Consider the following 18,879-nt stretch of genomic DNA (forward strand, 5'->3'; position numbering starts at 1 on the left):
AAGCCGTATTCTACAGCCGCCGGAGCGGCTAGGAAGGAGTTCCCGGTGAAAACACAGGACAATATCCCGGCCCAGGCGGCCCTTTCCGAGACCCCCGCGGTGGCCCTGCCCCGCACCATCCATCTCGTTCCCATGGACCACGTAAACGGGTTCGACGTGCGGCCGGGCTTTTATGAAATCAACGGCGCCACCGCCATCCCCGGCGGCGTGAACTTTACGGTCCATTCCCACGGAGCCACCGCCATCGAGCTGCTGCTCTTCCAGCGGGGGGAGGAGGAGCCCTACGCCGTCCTGCCTTTCCCGGACCGCTACCGCATCGGAAACGTGTACTCCATGATTGTATTCAAGCTGAACATCGAGGAGTTCGAGTACGCCTTCCGGGTGGACGGCCCCCGGGACGTGGAGAAGGGCCTGATTTTCGACAAGACCCGCTACCTCCTGGACCCTTACGCCCGGGCGGTGACGGGACAGAGCCAGTGGGGCGTGAAGTCCGTCATGGACCAGCACTACAGGGCCCGGGTGGTGAAGGACGACTTCGACTGGGGCAACATGTCCCGGCCCCTGATCCCCATGGAGGATCTGGTGATTTACGAGCTTCATGTCCGGGGCTTCACCATCCATGAGTCTTCCGCCGTGGCCGCTCCCGGGACCTTCGAGGGGCTGCGGGAAAAGATTCCTTATTTAAAGGAGCTGGGCGTCAACGCCGTGGAGCTGATGCCCATTTTCGAGTTCGACGAGATGCAGGACGCCCGGCAGGTGGATGGGGAACAGCTCTACAACTACTGGGGCTACAACACCGTCAGCTTCTTCGCGCCCAACACCAGCTACGCCTCCGGCCTGGAGTACAACCGGGAGGGCAACGAGCTCAAGCGCCTGATTCAGGACTGCAATGAAAACGGCATCGAGGTCTATCTGGACGTGGTCTTCAACCACACGGCGGAGGGCAACGAGGACGGGCCCTTCTTCTCCTTCAAGGGCTTCGACAACAACATTTACTACTTACTCACCCCCGGCGGGCAGTACTACAATTTCAGCGGCTGCGGGAACACCCTGAACTGCAACCACCCCATCGTCCACCAGATGATTATGGACTGCCTCCGCTACTGGGTCACCACCTACCACATCAGCGGCTTCCGCTTTGACCTGGCCTCCATCCTGGGGCGGAACGAGGACGGCACCCCCATGAACAAGCCCCCCCTCCTCCAGGCCATGGCCTTCGACCCCATTCTGGGGGACGTGAAACTCATCGCCGAGGCCTGGGACGCCGGCGGGCTCTACCAGGTGGGCTCCTTCCCCGCCTGGAACCGCTGGGCGGAGTGGAACGGCCGCTACCGGGACGACATGCGCCGCTACCTCAAGGGGGACGCGGGCTGCGCCCAGGCCGCCGCGCTGCGGATGGTGGGCTCCCGGGACATCTACCAGTCCGGGGAGCGGAAGAACGCCTCCGTGAACTTCATCACTTGCCACGACGGCTTCACCCTCTGGGACCTGTACTCCTACAATGTGAAACACAACGAAAAAAACGGCTGGGGAGGCACCGACGGAGCCAACGACAACAACAGCTGGAACTGCGGCATCGAAGGGGCGACGGACGACCCGGAGATCAACACCCTCCGGCGGCGGATGGTACGCAACGCCTTCGCCCTGCTGATGTGCAGCCGGGGCATCCCCATGTTCCTGGCGGGGGACGAGTTCTGCAACACCCAGTTTGGAAACAACAACGCCTACTGCCAGGACAACCTGACCTCCTGGCTGGACTGGCGGATGCTGGAGGAGAACAAGGACATGTTCCGCTTCTTCCAGTTCATGATCGCCCTGCGCAAGCGCTTCCGCATCCTCCGGGCCAACCTCTCCGACGGGTACTACGGCTTCCCCGACGTCAGCTTCCACGGCGTCACCCCCTGGCACACCCAGTTCGAGGACCACGAACGTTACGTGGGCGTGCTCTTCGCCGGGCAGACGGAGGGAGAAGTGCCCCAGATCGTCTATACCGCCTCTAACGCCTACTGGAAGCCCCTGGAGGTGGAGCTGCCGGAGCTGCCCCGGAGTCTGGTCTGGGAACAGCTGGCGGACACCTGGGAGGCGGGCCAGTCCGCCGCGGACATCCCCAGCGGCCGGTTCTCCATCGGCCCCCGGAGCGTGAAGGTCTTCGCCGCCCGGCCCCGGTAAGAGCGCAACCGACGGTTGCTTGACGGCCTGTCCCCTCCATGGTAAGCTGATACCACAAAGGAGGCGGACCCATGAAATTCAAAGACATCTTCACGGACCTGCGGAAAAAAGCGGGCCTTTCCCAAAACGACATCGCCGAAAAGCTCTTCGTCACCCGGCAGGCCGTGTCCCGCTGGGAGCAGGGCGATACGGTACCGGAAATCGAGACCCTGCAAGCCATCTCCAAGCTCTTCAACGTGACCATCAACGACCTTCTCGGCTATCCCTCGGGCCTCAGGTGTCAGAGCTGCGGCATGCCCCTCACCCCCGAGCACATGGGCCGGGAACAGGACGGGGCCCTCAACCAGCACTACTGCGAGTGGTGCTGGAACAACGGGGCGTTTCTCCGGGACTGCACCGTGGAGGAGATGGTGGAACAGTGCCTCCCCCACATGCCCGGGGACCCGGAGGCCAACCGGACGTACATGGCGGAGCTGCTGCCCACCCTGGACCGCTGGAAAAAGAAGGAAGCTTGAAAGGAGCGCCCGGTGCGGGCGCTCCTTTTTGCGGGTAATTTTCATTCCTTTTTTGATTTCCAGTTTTGGAATCTGGAAGAAATCCGTCTACTATCGGCAAAACCGTGGACGGATTGCATAAAATAGCTATTACCGGTTTCTGCCAAAATCTGTTATAATTTTGCACAAGAGAGAAGGAGACTCTCAGCGGAAAACTATGCAAACTATGCAAACAGAGGAAAGAAGGCGTATTCCACAAGCGGTAAAGAAAAGGAGAAATGAAATGGAACACAACTTGAACAAAAAGAGCAGCGCCCTGGCACTGGTCCCCTTTCTGATTTTTGTCGTGATCTACCTCGGCGCCGGCCTGATTCTCCAGGCCCAGGGCGTTGAAATGGCATTCTACCAGTTCCCCTCTGTCACCGCCATGTTCATCGCCCTGCTGGTGGCCTTCGCCATCACCAAGGGCAGCCTTGACGAGCGCTTCGCCATCTTCGCCCGGGGTGCGGCCAATATCGACGTGCTGACCATGCTGATGATCTATCTGCTGGCGGGCGCGTTCTCCAGCGTCGCCGCCTCCATGGGCGGCCGGGACGCCACCGTCAACCTGGGCCTCTCCCTGGTCCCCGTGCAGTTCCTCGCCGCCGGCGTGTTCATCATCTCCGCCTTTATGGGCACGGCCACCGGCACCTCCATGGGCACCATCGGGGCCATCGTCCCCATCGCCGTGGGCGTTGCGGACAAGGGCGGATTGTCCATCCCCCTGCTGGTGGGCGCCTGCGTGGGCGGCGCCATGTTCGGCGACAACCTGTCCATGATCTCCGACACCACCATCGCCGCCACCCGCTCCCAGGGCTGCGAGATGCGGGACAAGTTCCGGGTGAACTTCTTTATCGCCCTGCCCGCGGCCCTCATCACCCTGGTGGTCCTGCTGATCGTGGGCCGTCCTGAAACCGCCGTCCCCATGGACGAACTCCAATACAGCATCATCAAGGTAATACCCTATCTGCTGGTCCTCCTTTTGGCTCTCATCGGCATGAACGTGTTCCTGGTGCTGACCATCGGCATCTTCGCGGCGGGCCTGGTGGGCATCGCCACCGGCTCCATAGACCTGTTCGGCTTTGCCCAGGCCATCTGGAGCGGTTTTACCGGCATGAACGAGGTCTTTTTCCTGACGCTGTTCTGCGGCGGCATGGGTGAAATGGTCACCCATAACGGAGGCATCAACTGGCTTATCAACAGCCTCCGGGGCATGATGAAGGGCAACAAGTCCGCCCAGGTGGGCGTTGCCGCCCTGGTGTCCCTGGCGGACTGCGCCACGGCCAACAACACCGTGGCCATCGTCCTCAGCGGAAGCATGGCCAAGGAGATCAGCCACGAATACAAGGTGGACCCCCGGCGGACCGCCTCTTTGCTGGACGTGTTCTCCTGCGTGTTCCAGGGCATCATCCCCTACGGCGCGCAGCTGCTGTCCGCCGCGTCCCTGACGGTGGCCTGCGGCATAAACATCAACCCCACAGACATCATCCCCAATCTGTGGTACTGCTGGGTGCTGGCCATTGTGGGCATCGCCTCCATTTTCATCCCCTTCGCCGACGGCGCCTGCAAGAAGGACCCCTGGAACTGGGAGTATGACGTGGCCGAGTCCGGCGTCACGGCCAAGAAGGCCCTTCTGGAAGCCGAGAAGGCCATTGAGAGGGAGCATTCCGTCTAAAGACGCTTTGAAGCGCGCCGGTCTTCCGGCGCGCTCCTTTTTCAAACCTCGGCCCGTTTCCGCCCGGCAGTCCCACTCTCCTTACAGAGTCTCCTCCTTCCGGGACTGCCGGGCCTCGTTTGTAAACTGGATGGACTCCAGGATATTCTTTTCCAGCAGCTTCAAAAACCGCTCCGCCTGGGCGGAGAGCTTGACGCTCCTTAAGGCGATCCAGCCGATGCGGATGCCGCTTTTCTCCGCCAGCGGCAGGGTGATGAGCTTCCGGTAGCCGCTGCTTTTCGTAATCAGGCCGCTTCCGGTGGTAAAGCCGTCGGTGTAGGACAGGACCCGCAGCATGGCGCTGCGGCTGTTGACCCGAATCTGCCGGGCGGGCTTCTTCAAGGACAGCATCCGGTACTCCTCGGAGAAATCCACCGCCACGCCCTGTTCCCGCTCAAAGGATACATACGGATATCCCGCCAGATCCGCCTCCTTCACCGCCGGCCGTTCCGCCAGGGGGTGGCCCCGGCGGACGTAGACGCAGGGGTCCACCTCCGCAATCTCGTGGAAGACCAGGGCCCGGGAATCCAGAAAACGGAAAATGATCTTTTCCGTCAGCTCCGTCAGGCAGATGACCCCGATATCCGCCCGGTGGTCATACACGTCGTCGATAACGGCGTCCATGTCCACCTCCCGGATGGAAAACTGATAGCGGTTGGCCTCCGGGGATTGGAGCAGCTCAATGAAGGCGTCCTCCGTAAAGGGATAGCGCTGGGAGGAAACGGACAGATGCGTGGCCGGAGCGGCGTTCCGCGCCTCTCCATAGCGGGTCTCGATCCACTGCTTCTGCTCCAGCAGGGAGGCGGCGTAGCCCAAAAACTCCCGCCCGTCCGGCGTGAATTCCACGCCCCGGTTGCTTCGGACAAAGAACTGGATGCCCAGCTCCTCTTCCAATTCCCGGATGGCGGTGGAGATGCCGGACTGGGAGAGAAACAGCTTGTTGGCCGCTTTATTGATGGAGCCGCATTTTGATATCTCCACCACATAGTTCAGCTGCTGAAAGTTCATCGCACCGTTCCCCTCCTATAAAAGCCTTTCAGGTATTATAGAGTACTTTTCCCGGAATGTCAAATCGCTATCACTCAAAACGCTAACAAATTCAAAAAAACTCATACTAACACCCCTGCGGAAAAAATGGTATGATGACTATAGGAGTTGACAAAAAGCCGGAGGATCGCTCTCCGCTTCCTGGTCAACATTACCCCAATTCCGCTGTATAACCGTCTCTCCATACACTCTCACAGGTCCGCCCGGCGCCGGAAAGAGAAGGGCGTTCAATAGCAGAAAAATTGAACTCTAACTTTTTCCAGCATAAGCCGGCGCCGGCCGGCGCAAAAAAGAAAGGAAGGTAAACAATTATGAACTGTAAGAACAAGGGCTTCGCCACCCGCCAGATCCACGCCGGCAAGGTAGAGAACACCGCCGGCTCTCTGTGCGCCCCGATTTACCAGACCTCCACTTTTGAGTTTGCGTCTGTGGAGCAGGGCGGCGCCCGCTTCGCCGGCAAGGAAGAGGGTTACATCTACAGCCGCCTGGGCAACCCCACCACCAACCTGGTGGAAGCCAAGATGGCCGACCTGGAAGGCGGCGAGGACGCTCTGGCAGCCGCCTCCGGCATGGGCGCTATTTCCACCGCTCTTTGGAGCTCCGTCTCCGCCGGGGACGAGATCGTGGCGGACGAAACTCTGTACGGCTGCACCTACTCCCTGCTGGAGCACGGCATGAGCCAGTTCGGCGTCAAGGTCACCCTCACCGACCTGAGCGACATTGAAAACCTCAAAAAGGCCATGACCGAAAAGACCAAGGTGGTGTATTTCGAGACTCCCTGCAACCCCACCATGAAGATTCTGGACATCGCCCTGATTGCCAAGACCGCCCATGACTTCAAGTCCGACATCCGGGTAATCGTGGACAACACCTTCTGCACGCCTTACCTCCAGCAGCCCCTGGCCCTGGGCGCCAACACCGTGGTTCACAGCGCCACCAAATACCTCAACGGCCACGGAGATGTCATCGCGGGCGTCATTGTCGGGGACAAGGAGTTTGTGGGCAAGTGCCGCATGTTCGGCCTGAAGGACCTGACCGGCGCGGTCATGAGTCCCTTCGACGCCTTCCTGATGGCCCGTGGCATGAAGACCCTGGATATCCGCATGGAGCGCCACTGTGCCAACGCCAAGAAGTTGGCCGAGTTCTTTGAGGCCCATCCCGCCGTCTCCAAGGTCTACTATCCCGGCCTGGAGAGCTTTGAGGGCCATGAAACCGCCATGAAGCAGATGAAGCTGCCCGGCGGCATGATCGCCCTGGAGCTGAAGGCCGACAAGGCCGCCACCGCCGCCGCCCTGAACAAGCTGGAGCTGTGCACCGTGGCCGTGTCCCTGGGCGACGCCGAGACTCTGGTGGAACATCCCGCCACCATGACCCACTCTACTTATTCCGCCGAGGAGCTGAAAGCCGCCGGCATCTCCGAGGGCCTGGTCCGCGTCAGCGTGGGTCTGGAGGACGCCGAGGACATCATTGCCGACTTCAAGGCCGTGCTGGACCCCCTGGTGTAATTTTCTTACATTTCAGCGGCGGGCAGGTCTTTACTGCCCGCCGCGTTTGCGGTACAATAAGCTTGGACCGGGCCGGAGCCTCACCTCCTTCCCCGCCTCCAAGCAAAGAAACGAAAGGAGCAAGCAGCGCATGAAAGACATCGTAGAAATCCGCTGGCACGGCCGTGGGGGCCAGGGGGCGAAGACGGCCTCGCTTCTGCTGGCGGACGCGGCGTTCAACACGGGCAAATACGTCCAGGGCTTCCCGGAGTACGGCCCGGAGCGCATGGGCGCACCCATTACGGCGTACAACCGCATCAGCTCGGAGCGGAGCACGGTCCACTCCAACATCTATGAGCCGGATTACGTGGTGGTGGTGGACGAGACGTTGATCTCCGCCGTGGACGTGACGGCGGGATTGAAGAAAGAAGGGGCCATCGTCATCAACTCCGGCAAGTCCCCCGACGAGCTCCGCCCCCTGCTCAAGGGCTACGAGGGCCGGGTCTGCACCATCGACGCGGGGAAGATTTCCGAGGAGGAGCTGGGGAAGAACTTCCCCAACACCCCCATGCTGGCGGCAATTGTCAAGGTCTCCGGCGTGGTCAACGCGGAGGAGTTCATCCAGGACATGGAGGCGTCCTTCAAGCACAAGTTCGCCACCAAGCCCCAGGTCATTGAGGGCAACATGCGGGCCCTGAAACGCTCTATGGAGGAGGTCAAGGAAGGATGAGCCATTCAGCGAAGGATATGACCCCTCAGGTCACATGGAAGGACATCACCCCCGGCGGCGCCATCTTCGAGGGCGGCACGTCCCAGGTGGTGGAGACCGGCGACTGGCGGACCATGAAGCCGGTGCTGGACATGGAGAAGTGCAAGCAGTGCCTGCTGTGTGCGCCGGTGTGCCCGGATATGTCCATCCCGGTCAACCAGGAAGGCAAGCGGGAGGACTTCAACTACTTCTTCTGCAAGGGCTGCGGCATCTGCGCCAATGTCTGCCCCTTCGGGGCCATCACCATGGTCAAGGACGAAAAGTAAGGAGGGGCCAGGATAAAATGAGTATTCGAGAGAGACTTTCCGGCAACGAAGCCGTTGCCTACGCGATGAAGCAGATCAACCCCGACGTGATGGGAGCCTACCCCATCACGCCCAGCACCGAAATTCCCCAGTACTTCTCCGCCTACGTGGACAACGGCGAAGTGGACACGGACTTCATTGCCGTGGAGTCCGAGCACTCCGCCATGTCCACCTGCATCGGCGCGGAAGCCGCCGGATGCCGCGCCATTTCCGCCACCAGTTCCTGCGGCCTGATCTACATGGCCGAGATGCTGTACGTGGCCGCCTCGGACCGCCTGCCCATCACCCTGGCGGTTTCCTGCCGCGCTTTGTCCGGCCCCATCAACATCAACAACGACCACTCCGACGCCATGAGTGTCCGGGACGCGGGCTGGCTGATGCTGTTTGCCGAGACGAACCAGGAGGCTTATGACAACTACCTCCAGGCCATGCGGATCGGCGAGGCGGTGTCCCTGCCCATCATGATCTGCCAGGACGGCTTCATCACCTCCCACGCCATTGAGAACATCGAACTGGAGGAGACGGAGAAGGTTCGGGAGTTCGTGGGCGAGTACAAGCCCCAGCACTACCTCCTGAACAAGGACGAGCCCATCGCTGTGGGCCCCTATTCTACCCCGGTTTACTACATGGAGACTAAGCGGGCCCAGGCCCAGGCCATGATGGACGCAAAGAAGGTCATCCAGGACGTGGCGGACGAATTCGCCGCCTGGACGGGCCGCCAGTACGGCCTCATCGAGAAATACGAGATGGACGACGCCGAGGAAGCGATTATTATCATCGGCTCCTCCGCCGGAACCGCCCGGGAGGCCATCAAGCAGCTCCGGGCTCAGGGCAGGAAGGCGGGCATGATTAAAATCCGCTCCTTCCGTCCCTTCCCCGCCGCAGAAATTGCGGAGGCCCTGAAAAACGTGAAGGCCTTTGCCGCCATGGACAAGGACGACAGCTTCAACGCCCACTGCGGACCCATCTTCGCGGAAACCTGCGCGGGCCTGTACGCCAACGGCATCTCCGGCCCCAAGGGCATCAGCTACATCTACGGCCTGGGCGGCCGGGACGTGCGGGTGGAGAGCATCCAGCACGTCTTTGCGGACCTGGAGAAGATTGCTGAGACCGGGGACGTGGGCGAGACGTACCGTTACCTGGACGTGCGCGAGTAAGGAGGGAAGAGTCAACATGGCCTATAATCTGAAAGAAAATGTCATGAAGGAAGACCGCTTCACCGGCGGCCACAGAATGTGCGCGGGCTGCGGCTGCCCCATCGCCGTGCGGACGGTGCTGCGGGCCCTGGAGCCGGAGGACCACGCCGTGGTCTGCTCCGCCACCTGCTGCCTGGAGGTCTCTTCCTTCATGTACCCCTACACGTCCTATAAGGACAGCTTCATTCACAACGCCTTTGAAAACGCGGCGGCCACCCTCTCCGGCGTAGAGACGGCCTATCATGCCATGAAAAAGCGGGGCAAAATTGACGCGACCTACAAATTCATCGCCTTCGGCGGCGACGGCGGAACCTACGATATCGGGTTCCAGAGCCTGTCCGGGGCCATGGAGCGGGGACATGACCTGGTGTATGTCTGCTACGACAACGAGGCGTACATGAACACGGGCATCCAACGCTCCAGCTCCACGCCCCACTTCGCCGACACCACCACCACTCCGGTGGGCAAAGTGGTCCCCGGCAAGCCCCAGCAGAAGAAGAATCTGACCAAGATCATGGTGGCCCACGGGATTCCGTATGTTGCACAGACCACCTTTATCGGGAACTTCAAGGACATCACGGAGAAGTCCCACAAGGCGATTTACACCCCCGGCGCGGCGTTCCTGAACGTGATGGCTCCCTGCCCCCGGGGCTGGCGGTATCCCAGCGAGAAGCTGATGGAGATCACCAAGCTGGCCGTCGAAACCTGCGTGTGGCCGCTGTACGAAGTGGTCGAGGGCAAGTACATCTTAAGCTACAAGCCCAAGAACAAGCTGCCGGTTGAAGAATACTTGAAGGCCCAGGGCCGCTTCGCCCACATGTTCAAGCCCGGCAACGAGTGGATGATCGAGCAGACCCAGAAGGAAGTTGACCGCAACTGGGAGGAGCTCCTCAAGCTCTGCGAGCTGTAAGCTTACGCTTATCTGCTATATACACTCTCCAAAACCGGAGGAGGCCGTCTTTTGACGGCCTCCTCCGGTTTTTTTCTCTTTCCGTTCCTCCAAAATTCGGTTATAAATCCTGGTTCGCCGCCCGTCCTCCGTTCTCTCCGGCGGACCAGGCGCCGTGGTCCGTATGCAGCAGATGGTGGGAGCGCTCTCCCAAGGGCTTTTTGAGGTAGGTGCGGTACAGGGCCTGTACATCCGGGTTTTCGTGGGAGAAGCGGATTTCAGATCCCGCGTCCATTTTCCAAAGCTTATCCCCCCGCTGCCCGGCGTACTCCGCGCCGCCGTGGATGGGCTGGCCGCCGCCCCCGGCACAGCCGCCGGGGCAGGCCATGACCTCCACAAAGTCGTAATCGGCTGTTCCCTCCTCGATGGCCTCCATCAGCTTCCTGGTATTCCCCAGGCCGCTGACCACCGCCACCCGGATATCCCCCGCGCCGGGAATATTGAAAGCTGCTTCCTTCCAGGGCTTTTCCCCCCGGACGGCCTTAAACGCGTCCGCGTCGGGGTTCTTCCCGGTGGCCAGATAGTAAGCGCTCCGCAGGGCCGCGTCCATAACGCCGCCGGTGGCTCCGAAAATCACCGCCGCGCCGGTGCCCGTGCCCAGGGGGCTGTCGAACTCCGCCTCCTCCAGGTCCGCCGGGACAATGCAGTCACTGCGGAACAGGCGGCACATTTCCCGGGTGGTCAGCACCACGTCCACGTCCGGGTCGCCGCAGGCGTCCTTCATGGTGGGCAGCTCACTCTCCGCCTTCTTGACGGAACAGGGCATGATGGAGGCCACAAAGACCTTCTTCGGGTCCAGGCCCATCTTCTCCGCGAAATAGCTCTTTGCCACCGCGCCGAACATCTGCTGGGGGGACTTGGCTGTGGACAAATGGTCCGTGTAACTGGGGTACTGTGTCTTGAGGAACCGCACCCAGCCGGGACAGCAGGAGGTAAACATGGGCCAGCGGTACTTCCCCCGGTGGGTGAAGCGGTCGATAAACTCGCTGCCCTCCTCCATGATGGTGAGGTCGGCGGCGAAGTTGGTATCAAACACGTAGTCAAAGCCGATGCGTTTCAACGCCGCTACCATGCGGCCCGTGGCGGCCTGTTTCGACGGGAGGTTGAAGACCTCCGCCCAGGCCACCCGCACCGCCGGGGCCACCTGGATGATGGTGGTGATTTCCGGGTCCGCCAGAGCCCGGAGGACCTTCGTCGTGTCGTCCCGGACCGTCAGGGCCCCGGTGGGACAGTGGGTGACGCACTGTCCGCAGAATACGCAGTCCGTGTTTTTGAGATAGCGGTTATAGCTCACGTCCACGGTGGTCCGGGAGCCGGTGCCCGCCACGTCCCAGATGTTCATGCCCTGGATTTTGTCGCAGACCTGGACGCAGCGCATGCACTTGATGCACTTGCCGGCCTCCCGGACGATGGGGACGCTCAGGTCCACGTTGGAGCGCTCCGGCTGGACCTTATAGGGCTGGTAGTGGATGTTCAGGTCGTGGGAGAGCTTCTGGAGCTCACAGTAGCCGCTCCGCACACAAACGGTACAGTTGGAATTGTGCTGGGAGAGAATCAGCCGGAGGTTCGTTTTCCGGGCGTCACGCACTCGCGGGGAGTTGGTGTAAATCACCATGCCCTCCAGGATTTCCGTGTTGCAGGCGGGGACCAGGCGCTCCGTGCCCTCCACCTCCACCATGCACATGCGGCAGGCGGCGATCTCGTTCAGCTCCTTCAAATAGCACAGGTGGGGAATGGGGATGCCCGCCTTTTCCGCCGCGTTCAGGATGGTGGTCCCCTTGGGGGCGGACAGCTCCCGGCCGTTGATTGTAAAGTTTACCATTTCTCCACACGTCCTCCCTTGAAGATTCCATAGCCGAAGTGGTCGCACCGCAGGCACCGGGAGGACTCCTGCCCGGCTTCCTGGTCCGTCATGCCGCATTCGATGCACTGGAAGTCTCCCTTGCGCTCACAGGCGTCCCGCTCGGTGGCGTTGACCCGGCCCCGGGGGCGGAGGTCCGTACACCGGGGGGTGGGGACCTTGACCTCGGACTCAATCTCGTGGTTGAAGCCCAAGTACTCGTCGATGTTGGCGGCGGCGGCCTTTCCGGCGGCAATGGCCCGGATGACCGTGGCCGGGCCCGTCACGCAGTCGCCTCCGGCGAAGACGCCCACCATGTCGGGAAGCTGGGTGCTGGAGTCCGCCAGCAGGGCCCCGCCCCGCTGAATCTTGATGCCCGTCTGCTCCAGCCCCCGGGTCTCGATGCCCTGGCCGATGGCCACGATGATGGTATCCGCCGGAATCCGCAGGGGCTCCACATCGGCGGTGCCCGGCCGGGGACGGCCCGCCTTGTCCATCTCACCGATGATCTGGGGCTGGGTCCAAAGGGCCGCCACATGGCCGTTCTCGTCGGCCTCAATGCGCAGGGGCGCCTGGAGGGTCAGCACCTCCGCGCCCTCGGCAATCGCGCCCTCCACCTCTTCGGCCTGGGCGGTCATGTCCTCCTGACGGCGGCGGTAGACGCAGGTCACCTTCTCCGCCCCCAGGCGGATGGCGGAGCGGGTCACGTCCATGGCCACATTTCCGCCGCCGATGACCGCCACGTTCTGCCCCGTGAAGTCCGGCATCTCGTTGTCCCCGATGTGGCGCAGCAACTCCACGGCGGAGACCACGCCCAGGCTGTCCTCCCCCTCAATGCCCGTCTTTTTGTCGGTATGGGCCCCGATGGAGAGATAGAGGCAGTCGTACTCCTGCTTCAATTCGTCGAAGGAAACATCGGTGCCCACGTCCACCCCGGTATGTACCTCAATGCCCAGGGACAGGATGGAGGCGATCTCCCCGTCCAGCTTCTCCCGGGGGAAGCGGTAGCTGGGGATGCCGTAGCGCATCATGCCGCCCAGGGCCTTCTGCTTCTCATAGACCGTAACCTTGTGGCCCATAAGGGCCAGATAGTAGGCCGCCGACAATCCGCCGGGGCCGCCGCCGATAATTGCCACGGATTTCCCGGTGGCCTTGGCGGGCTTGGGCTGGGGCACGTCCCCGGCCTGGTCCACGGCGTAGCGCTTCAGCCCCCGGATGTTCAGCGCGTCGTCCACCATGTTCCTCCGGCAGCGGGCCTCGCAGGGGTGCTCGCAGATATAGGCGCAGGCCGTGGGGAAGGGATTGTCCTTGCGGATGAGGCGCACCGCGTCCTCGCAGCGGCCCTCGCCGATGAGGGCGATGTAGCCCGGGATATCCACCCCGGCGGGGCACAGCGCCACGCAGGGCACGGGGTTCTTAAGGCTCCCCAGGCAGCGGTGGTGAAGGATATGCTCCTCGTAATCGTCCCGGAAGCCCTTGAGGCCCATGAGGACCAGGCTGGCGGCGTCGGTGCCGATGGCGCAGTCCGCCGTGTCCACAATGACCTGGGCGGTTTTCTCAATCCGCCGGAGGATGCCCAGATCCGGCTCCCCGTCCAGCACCTCCCGGATCATGTTGGAAAGCTGGGTCAATCCGATGCGGCAGGGCACGCACTTGCCGCAGGTCTGGGCCCGGCAGAGGTCCAGGAAATTCAGGGCCATGTCCACGGGGCAGAGGCCCGGCGGGCTGGCCGCGATGCGCCGCTCCATGTTCCGGTAGAGCTGCTCCACCACCGCCTGGGCCTGGCCGGGGGTCTTCACTTCCAGTCTGCTCATGACTTCACTTCTCTCCTAAAAGTTTTTTTGGTTTCCTAAATATTATTATGGAGACACAGGCTGGAAAAGTCAAGCAAAGTTATAAAATAGACAATCTTTTTTTGTAAGGGCTTCCCTTTATTGTGAAATATTTCTCAGCGATGGCGTCTCAGGCGCGCTTCCGGGCCTTCCAAACCTGTGCCAGAATGTCTTTCAGCACCAAAAACGCGTCCAGCTCATTGTAGCCGCAGGTTCTTTTCAGCTCCTCCAGCAGCCGCTCCAGCTCCGCCGCGTAGGGGGCGGCGTCCACCTGGGACTGGTATTGGGCCAGGACAGGGTACTTTTTGCTCCACGCCTTGGTCCAGTCGATTTTGTCCGAGACCTCCTCCCGGGTGCGGTCAATGACCTCCTGAATCTCCTGGACCTCCAGGTCGAAGGCGATCAGCTCGTCCAGGGTCAGGCCGTAAAGCAGCGCCAGGTGCTTGGACTGTCGGATGTCCGGCAGAGTCTCGTCCGGTTGTCCGCGATAGCCTCTCTGGAGGTCACACAGTTCTATCATCTGCTGGATATTCTCAATCGTATAGTAGTTTGTCCCATCTCGAATATCCTACATCAACTGGGTATTTTCATCGGACTGGTTGGCGGCACGAAAGCTGGTATAGTCTGTAATTCCCACTGCTACGGCCTCTGGAAACTTCTCCAGCCGCCGGTTGAATTTGGCAATCTCCTCCGCCAGTTGGCTGTCCACCTCCGCCCGCTCCTCCGGCTCCGGGGGTGGAGCCGTATCGGGCGACCCACTCCACCGAAAGGTCAAACTGTTCCTTGGCCGAGGGGCCGTTGGAAAAATGCTCAATGTAAAAACTGGGGAACATATAGTAGTAGATCAGCCCCAGCAGGACAATGCCCACCAAAATTCCGGGACGCCAAATTTTCTTCAGTTCCTGCCCCAATAGGCTCATGTCATCACGTCCTTTCACCCAAAGTGTCTCAACGCCAAAGCTGTCCCCAGGCCGCAGACCGCCAGCCCAAGCCCTGTGCTGATGGTCTCCTGCCAGGGCAGAAAGCTGTTCAGCCCCAATTCGGTAAACCAGCCGTTGATCGTTAGCCAGATACTGACGCGCTGAAAAGTCAGCAGGGCATACCTCATCCAAAGCCCCGCCTGGGAGCAGAGGGCCTGGGCCGCCGCGCTGCCGCACAGCAGCAGAGCCAGCAGCAGGGCGGACAGGTAGACATTTCGCATCAGCGTCCCGCAGATGGCCGCCAGCAGCAGATACACCGCCAGCGCCCAGGTGATTCCGGCCAGCACCTTCCAGCGGCACAGCTTTCTCCCGGTGCGGGAGGCGTACACCCCCGCCGCCGTCCGCTGCTGATTTTCGTAGCCCAGCAGAAACAACATGGACAGCATCCCCAGCACCGCACCCTCGGTGAGGACAGCCCGCATCAGGGTCCCATAGAGAAACTGGTGGACGTAATGGGTAATTGGCCCGCTGTACCAATCCATGGCCGCTCCTGTTTCTGACAGGTGGGCGATCCGCTCCGCCAGCCGCTCATACTTGCACTCCATCAGGACTGCCGCCGTGGGAGAGCTTTTGACATAGCTGTTGTAAAAGTCCGAGAGAGATTTCAGGTCGTAGTCCGCATAAATGTCCGTCATACCCTCCGCAGCGGACAGAAGATAGTTCCGGTAATCTGACTGGGGACGCCGCCCCAGCCCGTCCAGAAAGTCGCCGTCTACCCGCTGGCCCAGCCCGCCGGTCATAGCAGCGGTCTCGTTCCACTCCCACCGCCAGCGGTCCCCGCTGCCGATGAGCAGGCAGTTAAAGGCCAGACACAGGACCAGCGCACTCCAAAGGGCGGGCAGGCGGGCCAGCTTGCCCCACTCATATCTCAGCAGTCTCATACCTGCCCCTCCCGGTAGATAGCCAGGAACGCATCCTCCAGGCCGGGCGTCACTGGAACAGCTCCCCGGAGCGGAGTGTCGCAGAAGATACGCAGGACCGTCCCCTGTTCCCCCTGCCGCTCGCTGAGGAGAAACTGATTTTCCGCCAGAGCGGTTTCCGCCGGGACCTCAAACACCCGGCCCTTCATTTTGCCGCAGATTCCCGCCGGGCTGTCACAGCAGAACAGCCTGTGGTCCCGGAGCATGACAATCTGCCCGGCGATGGTCTCAACATCGGAGACAATGTGGGTGGAGAGGATGACGATTCGGTCCTTTGCCAGAGAGTGAATCAGATTGCGGAACCGTACCCGCTCCCGCGGGTCCAAGCCGACGGTGGGCTCGTCCAAAATCAGCAGCTTGGGGTCGTTGAGCATGGCCTGGGCGATGCCCACCCGCTACCGTATCCCGCCGGACAACTGCCGCATTTTCTTGTGTTCCGCATCGGACAGCCCTACCAACTCCAGCAGTTCGCTGATCCGTTGGTCAGCCTCTTTCCGGGGGATGCACTGGAGGGCGGCAACGTAACGCAGAAACTGCCGGGGGGTGTAGCCGGGGTAGTAGCCGAACTCCTGGGGCAGATAACCCAGTAAGCCCCGGTAACTCTCGTCCAGGGCGTGAATGTCCTCCCCCTCCCACAAAATCTGCCCGGAGGTGGGGAACAGCAGGGTATCCCCACCAAAGACGGCAAGAACCTTGTCGCCGTCCTGCCCGACACCCTCGCAAGCCCGAAGCTGACCGCTGAATGGGAAAACGCTCTGACGGAGATTGCAAAAGGCGAAGCCGACCCGGACAGCTTCATGCGTGGCATTGAAGCAATGGCGGCGGGGCTTGTGAAAGAATATGCCGCCGTCCCGGAGGAAAAGAAAAAGCTGTTTGCGCCGGAGCGAAAGGAAATCGGCAAGTATCCCCGGTGCGGCTCTTCCGTCTATGAGGGCAAGAAAAATTTTTATTGCAGCAACAAGTCCTGGACATAGAGAATGTGCCCCCGCTCCAGCTTCAGAAAGCGGCTTCGGACTGCCGCTGTCGGGATATCCTGCCCGCAGATATGGACCGTTTCCTTTGAGCAGCATGCGGCTTCTACCATCAGCTCCACATAACCGTCAAAAATGTCGCTGTCACAGGGGAAGTCCCAGACCAATCCCTCATAGTCAATGTTTTCCCGGATTTCTTCCCGGACCCATCGCATCTCATCCATCAGATTCCGTCCATACCGTGGACGGCTTCCAGAGGTGCGGGGGGCTGGGGGAGGATACGATTGGTCTCAGTTAATTCAGTCTCTTTCTTCTTTGTACCCCCGCTTGGTAGCTTCTTTAATCAACAGCACACCGGACCGCTCCCGAGGGTGGGTGGACAGACTGGTCTGCCCGTAGCGGGCGGTGAGGCAGCGGGCGATCTCCGTCCGCTCCGGCGCACCCTTGCTCAGGTCCACGAGATACAGCCCGGTCTTGGCCCCCGTGCCGCCGGAACCGGCGGTCTGGGTGCAGGCTACGCCTTCGACGTCGTAGAGCCGGTAGCCCTGAGGGCCCCCGATGAGCTGTATAAGAGCCTTTTCACCATTTCCGAAGACAGGTAATATTTTTCCGGCGCATCGGGGATCAAGATAGCAGATAAGGAACAGCCTTCTCCGGGATCGCGGCACGTTATGAGCGGCGCTGTTAAGCACAGACCATTCGACATGATACCCCTCGTCGGAAGAAATTCCGCTCTGTTCCGTCCCCGCCCTACAGGGCGAGGACTCTGCCCGCTCCATTCTTTCCTCCTCTCCCCACCGGACCCGCTTCGCTGGGCTCCGGCGGGGTCCCCTTACCAGCGTGGAGAGGATGGCCGCAAACGTCCGCCCTTGATCGTGTGACAGGAGTCCGGGTACGTTTTCGAGAAGCAGATACGAAGGCCGCTTTGCTTCAGCCAGCCGGGCAATCTCAAAAAAGAGAGCGCCTCGGGGGTCAGTGAAGAGCGTCAGCATCGCTGTGACCCTCAAGGACAGCGCCAAGGCGAACAATTACAATCTCACCAACGGCTCGGTAAATGCCACCGGCACCATCGCCAAGGCCAGCCAGACCGCGCCCAGTATCTCTGGCCTGCCAACAGGGACCATCACCTACGGAGACAGCTTCACCCTGCATACCGAAGGCGGTGTAAGTTGGTCCGCCAGCGGCGCCGCCACTGTGGACAGCTCCGGCAAGGTCACTGTCACTGGCACAGGTAAAGTGACCATTACCGTAACAAAGCCCGGAGATAACAACCATTATTCGGCGGAAGATCAGATCACCTTTGACGAACTGACCGCCCCCATGCTCAACGAGTTTATTGAGAAAGTCGTTGTCCATGAGGCGGACAAATCCACCGGGGACAGGCGGCAGAAGGTCGATATATATTTCAATTTCATCGGTTGTTTTGTTCCGCCTAAACCAGAGGTTATTCTAACCTCCGAGGAAGAAGCGAAAGCACAAAAAGCATTGGCGGCTAGGAACCGGGAACGGGAGCAAAACAAGCTGCGTATGCGCCGGGTGAGAGAGGCACAGCGAGCCGCAAAAGTGGCGGAGAAAGTTTCATTTCCGGTTGGTTGACTTGTTTGTGTTGGTATGCTATACTTTGAAATTGAAAAGCAATCGCCACACAAGCAACATTTTTGTACCTTTGCACTCATGTGATTTTTCGGCTCCATAATCTTGAGCCTGATTTTCCGAATAGAGACTTTTACCGCAACTTTTACTGGGGGGGTATTCATCATTTAATGCGCAAAAAAAAATTTTTCATTTCAATTATTGTTCTATATCTTTCGAGCAACTTTATACTTTATACCATAACCTATGGTCATAACTCTCTCTTTTTATTGTATAAAATTATTTATGGAGGACTCTTCTTTGTAATCCTTTATTGCGCATATAAGTATTTTTCGAAAAAGCATAAATAGTGAAGCTAGACCAAGAGAATACCTGCGTCAGGAAAGGATGCTGACTGTGAGTTCAATTTTTTACATGGCATTGGAGTGTAAAATCCCTGACGAAAGGAAGGGCGCATTATCTGAGGAGAAAAATAATCCGAGAAGAGGAGCGAAAAGCCAGTAAAATCAAGGCTTTCAGCAAAAACTTCTCGGATTATTTTTTGTGCTTTATAATGTCTGTACAGCGGTGAGCTGAA

20 protein-coding genes and 1 pseudogene are annotated in these 18,879 nt (G+C 60.2%); 10 read left to right on the forward strand and 11 right to left on the reverse strand.

Features of this window, described 5'->3' with window-relative positions; all coding sequences use genetic code 11:
• The first annotated feature begins 132 nt into the window (after positions 1–132).
• From Q1M04_RS09735 to Q1M04_RS09745, 3 genes are all read left to right on the forward strand, one after another.
• Positions 133–2,169, forward strand: coding sequence for a glycogen-debranching protein (locus tag Q1M04_RS09735; RefSeq protein WP_300346431.1), 2,037 nt, complete (start codon positions 133–135; stop codon positions 2,167–2,169).
• Positions 2,170–2,240: 71 nt separating this feature from the next.
• Positions 2,241–2,684 carry a zinc ribbon domain-containing protein gene (locus tag Q1M04_RS09740; protein ID WP_293280946.1) on the forward strand — a complete coding sequence of 148 codons (444 nt, stop codon included), beginning with the start codon at positions 2,241–2,243 and terminating at the stop codon, positions 2,682–2,684.
• Positions 2,685–2,889: 205 nt separating this feature from the next.
• Positions 2,890–4,377, forward strand: a complete 1,488-nt coding sequence (locus Q1M04_RS09745) for a Na+/H+ antiporter NhaC family protein (RefSeq protein ID WP_297999659.1) — start codon at positions 2,890–2,892, stop codon at positions 4,375–4,377.
• Between the two features lie 81 nt (positions 4,378–4,458).
• Here Q1M04_RS09745 and Q1M04_RS09750 read toward each other — a convergent pair whose 3' ends face one another.
• On the reverse strand, positions 4,459–5,424 hold the full coding sequence (locus tag Q1M04_RS09750) for a LysR family transcriptional regulator (RefSeq protein WP_297999658.1): 966 nt from the start codon (positions 5,422–5,424) through the stop codon (positions 4,459–4,461).
• Between the two features lie 350 nt (positions 5,425–5,774).
• Here Q1M04_RS09750 and megL point away from each other — a divergent pair, with 350 nt between their 5' ends.
• From megL to Q1M04_RS09775, 5 genes are all read left to right on the forward strand, one after another.
• Positions 5,775–6,968, forward strand: a complete 1,194-nt coding sequence (gene megL, locus Q1M04_RS09755) for a methionine gamma-lyase (protein WP_297999657.1) — start codon at positions 5,775–5,777, stop codon at positions 6,966–6,968.
• Positions 6,969–7,098: 130 nt separating this feature from the next.
• Entirely contained in the window at positions 7,099–7,677 is a 579-nt protein-coding gene (locus Q1M04_RS09760) for a 2-oxoacid:acceptor oxidoreductase family protein (protein WP_297999656.1), read from the forward strand.
• Positions 7,674–7,982: a 4Fe-4S binding protein gene (locus Q1M04_RS09765; RefSeq protein WP_297999654.1), complete on the forward strand. Its 309-nt coding sequence runs from the start codon at positions 7,674–7,676 to the stop codon at positions 7,980–7,982. Before Q1M04_RS09760 ends, Q1M04_RS09765 begins: the two co-directional genes overlap by 4 nt.
• 17 nt (positions 7,983–7,999) lie before the next feature.
• The gene (porA, locus tag Q1M04_RS09770; protein ID WP_297999653.1) at positions 8,000–9,178 is read left to right on the forward strand and encodes a pyruvate ferredoxin oxidoreductase; all 1,179 of its coding nucleotides are present in this window, start codon (positions 8,000–8,002) and stop codon (positions 9,176–9,178) included.
• A 16-nt stretch (positions 9,179–9,194) separates the two neighbouring features.
• Positions 9,195–10,127 (forward strand): thiamine pyrophosphate-dependent enzyme, encoded by a 933-nt coding sequence (locus tag Q1M04_RS09775; RefSeq protein ID WP_297999652.1) that lies wholly within the window; start codon positions 9,195–9,197, stop codon positions 10,125–10,127.
• 100 nt (positions 10,128–10,227) lie between these two features.
• On the opposite strand, the gene Q1M04_RS09780 is transcribed toward Q1M04_RS09775, so the two are convergent.
• From Q1M04_RS09780 to Q1M04_RS09810, 7 genes are all read right to left on the reverse strand, one after another.
• Positions 10,228–11,988, reverse strand: coding sequence for an NADH-dependent [FeFe] hydrogenase, group A6 (locus Q1M04_RS09780; RefSeq protein WP_297999651.1), 1,761 nt, complete (start codon positions 11,986–11,988; stop codon positions 10,228–10,230).
• Complete coding sequence (locus tag Q1M04_RS09785; RefSeq protein ID WP_297301058.1) at positions 11,982–13,820, reverse strand: NAD(P)-binding protein; 1,839 nt, start codon at positions 13,818–13,820, stop codon at positions 11,982–11,984. The genes Q1M04_RS09780 and Q1M04_RS09785 overlap by 7 nt, the downstream gene beginning before the upstream one ends.
• Positions 13,821–13,968: 148 nt before the next feature.
• On the reverse strand, positions 13,969–14,358 hold the full coding sequence (locus tag Q1M04_RS09790; RefSeq protein ID WP_297999649.1) for an XRE family transcriptional regulator: 390 nt from the start codon (positions 14,356–14,358) through the stop codon (positions 13,969–13,971).
• A gap of 48 nt (positions 14,359–14,406) precedes the next feature.
• Entirely contained in the window at positions 14,407–14,547 is a 141-nt protein-coding gene (locus Q1M04_RS09795) for a hypothetical protein (RefSeq protein ID WP_297999647.1), read from the reverse strand.
• 225 nt (positions 14,548–14,772) lie between these two features.
• Positions 14,773–15,699, reverse strand: a complete 927-nt coding sequence (locus Q1M04_RS09800; protein ID WP_297999645.1) for a hypothetical protein — start codon at positions 15,697–15,699, stop codon at positions 14,773–14,775.
• A complete protein-coding gene (locus Q1M04_RS09805) occupies positions 15,696–16,130 on the reverse strand; it encodes a hypothetical protein (RefSeq protein WP_297999643.1) in 435 nt (144 codons plus the stop codon). Before Q1M04_RS09805 ends, Q1M04_RS09800 begins: the two co-directional genes overlap by 4 nt.
• Before the next feature lie 3 nt (positions 16,131–16,133).
• On the reverse strand, positions 16,134–16,376 hold the full coding sequence (locus tag Q1M04_RS09810) for an ATP-binding cassette domain-containing protein (protein ID WP_297999640.1): 243 nt from the start codon (positions 16,374–16,376) through the stop codon (positions 16,134–16,136).
• Positions 16,377–16,391: 15 nt separating this feature from the next.
• Here Q1M04_RS09810 and Q1M04_RS09815 point away from each other — a divergent pair.
• A pseudogene (locus Q1M04_RS09815) lies at positions 16,392–16,703 on the forward strand (DNA topoisomerase); the annotation flags it as partial.
• Here Q1M04_RS09815 and Q1M04_RS09820 read toward each other — a convergent pair.
• On the reverse strand, positions 16,685–16,933 hold the full coding sequence (locus tag Q1M04_RS09820) for a DUF6017 domain-containing protein (protein ID WP_366140821.1): 249 nt from the start codon (positions 16,931–16,933) through the stop codon (positions 16,685–16,687). The pseudogene Q1M04_RS09815 and the gene Q1M04_RS09820 sit on opposite strands and share 19 nt — an antisense overlap.
• A gap of 75 nt (positions 16,934–17,008) precedes the next feature.
• Entirely contained in the window at positions 17,009–17,701 is a 693-nt protein-coding gene (locus Q1M04_RS09825; protein ID WP_366132217.1) for a DNA cytosine methyltransferase, read from the reverse strand.
• Positions 17,702–17,705: 4 nt separating this feature from the next.
• Between Q1M04_RS09825 and Q1M04_RS09830 the strand changes: the two genes are divergently transcribed.
• Positions 17,706–18,305 (forward strand): DUF4368 domain-containing protein, encoded by a 600-nt coding sequence (locus tag Q1M04_RS09830; protein ID WP_300447563.1) that lies wholly within the window; start codon positions 17,706–17,708, stop codon positions 18,303–18,305.
• A gap of 352 nt (positions 18,306–18,657) precedes the next feature.
• Here the strand turns inward: Q1M04_RS09830 and Q1M04_RS09835 are convergent.
• Positions 18,658–18,879, reverse strand: a 222-nt coding sequence (locus Q1M04_RS09835) for a hypothetical protein (protein WP_300447566.1), incomplete at its 5' end; no start/stop codon positions are given.

Origin of the sequence: uncultured Oscillibacter sp. (assembly GCF_950073225.1) — a bacterium.
Lineage (GTDB): Bacteria > Bacillota > Clostridia > Oscillospirales > Oscillospiraceae > Oscillibacter.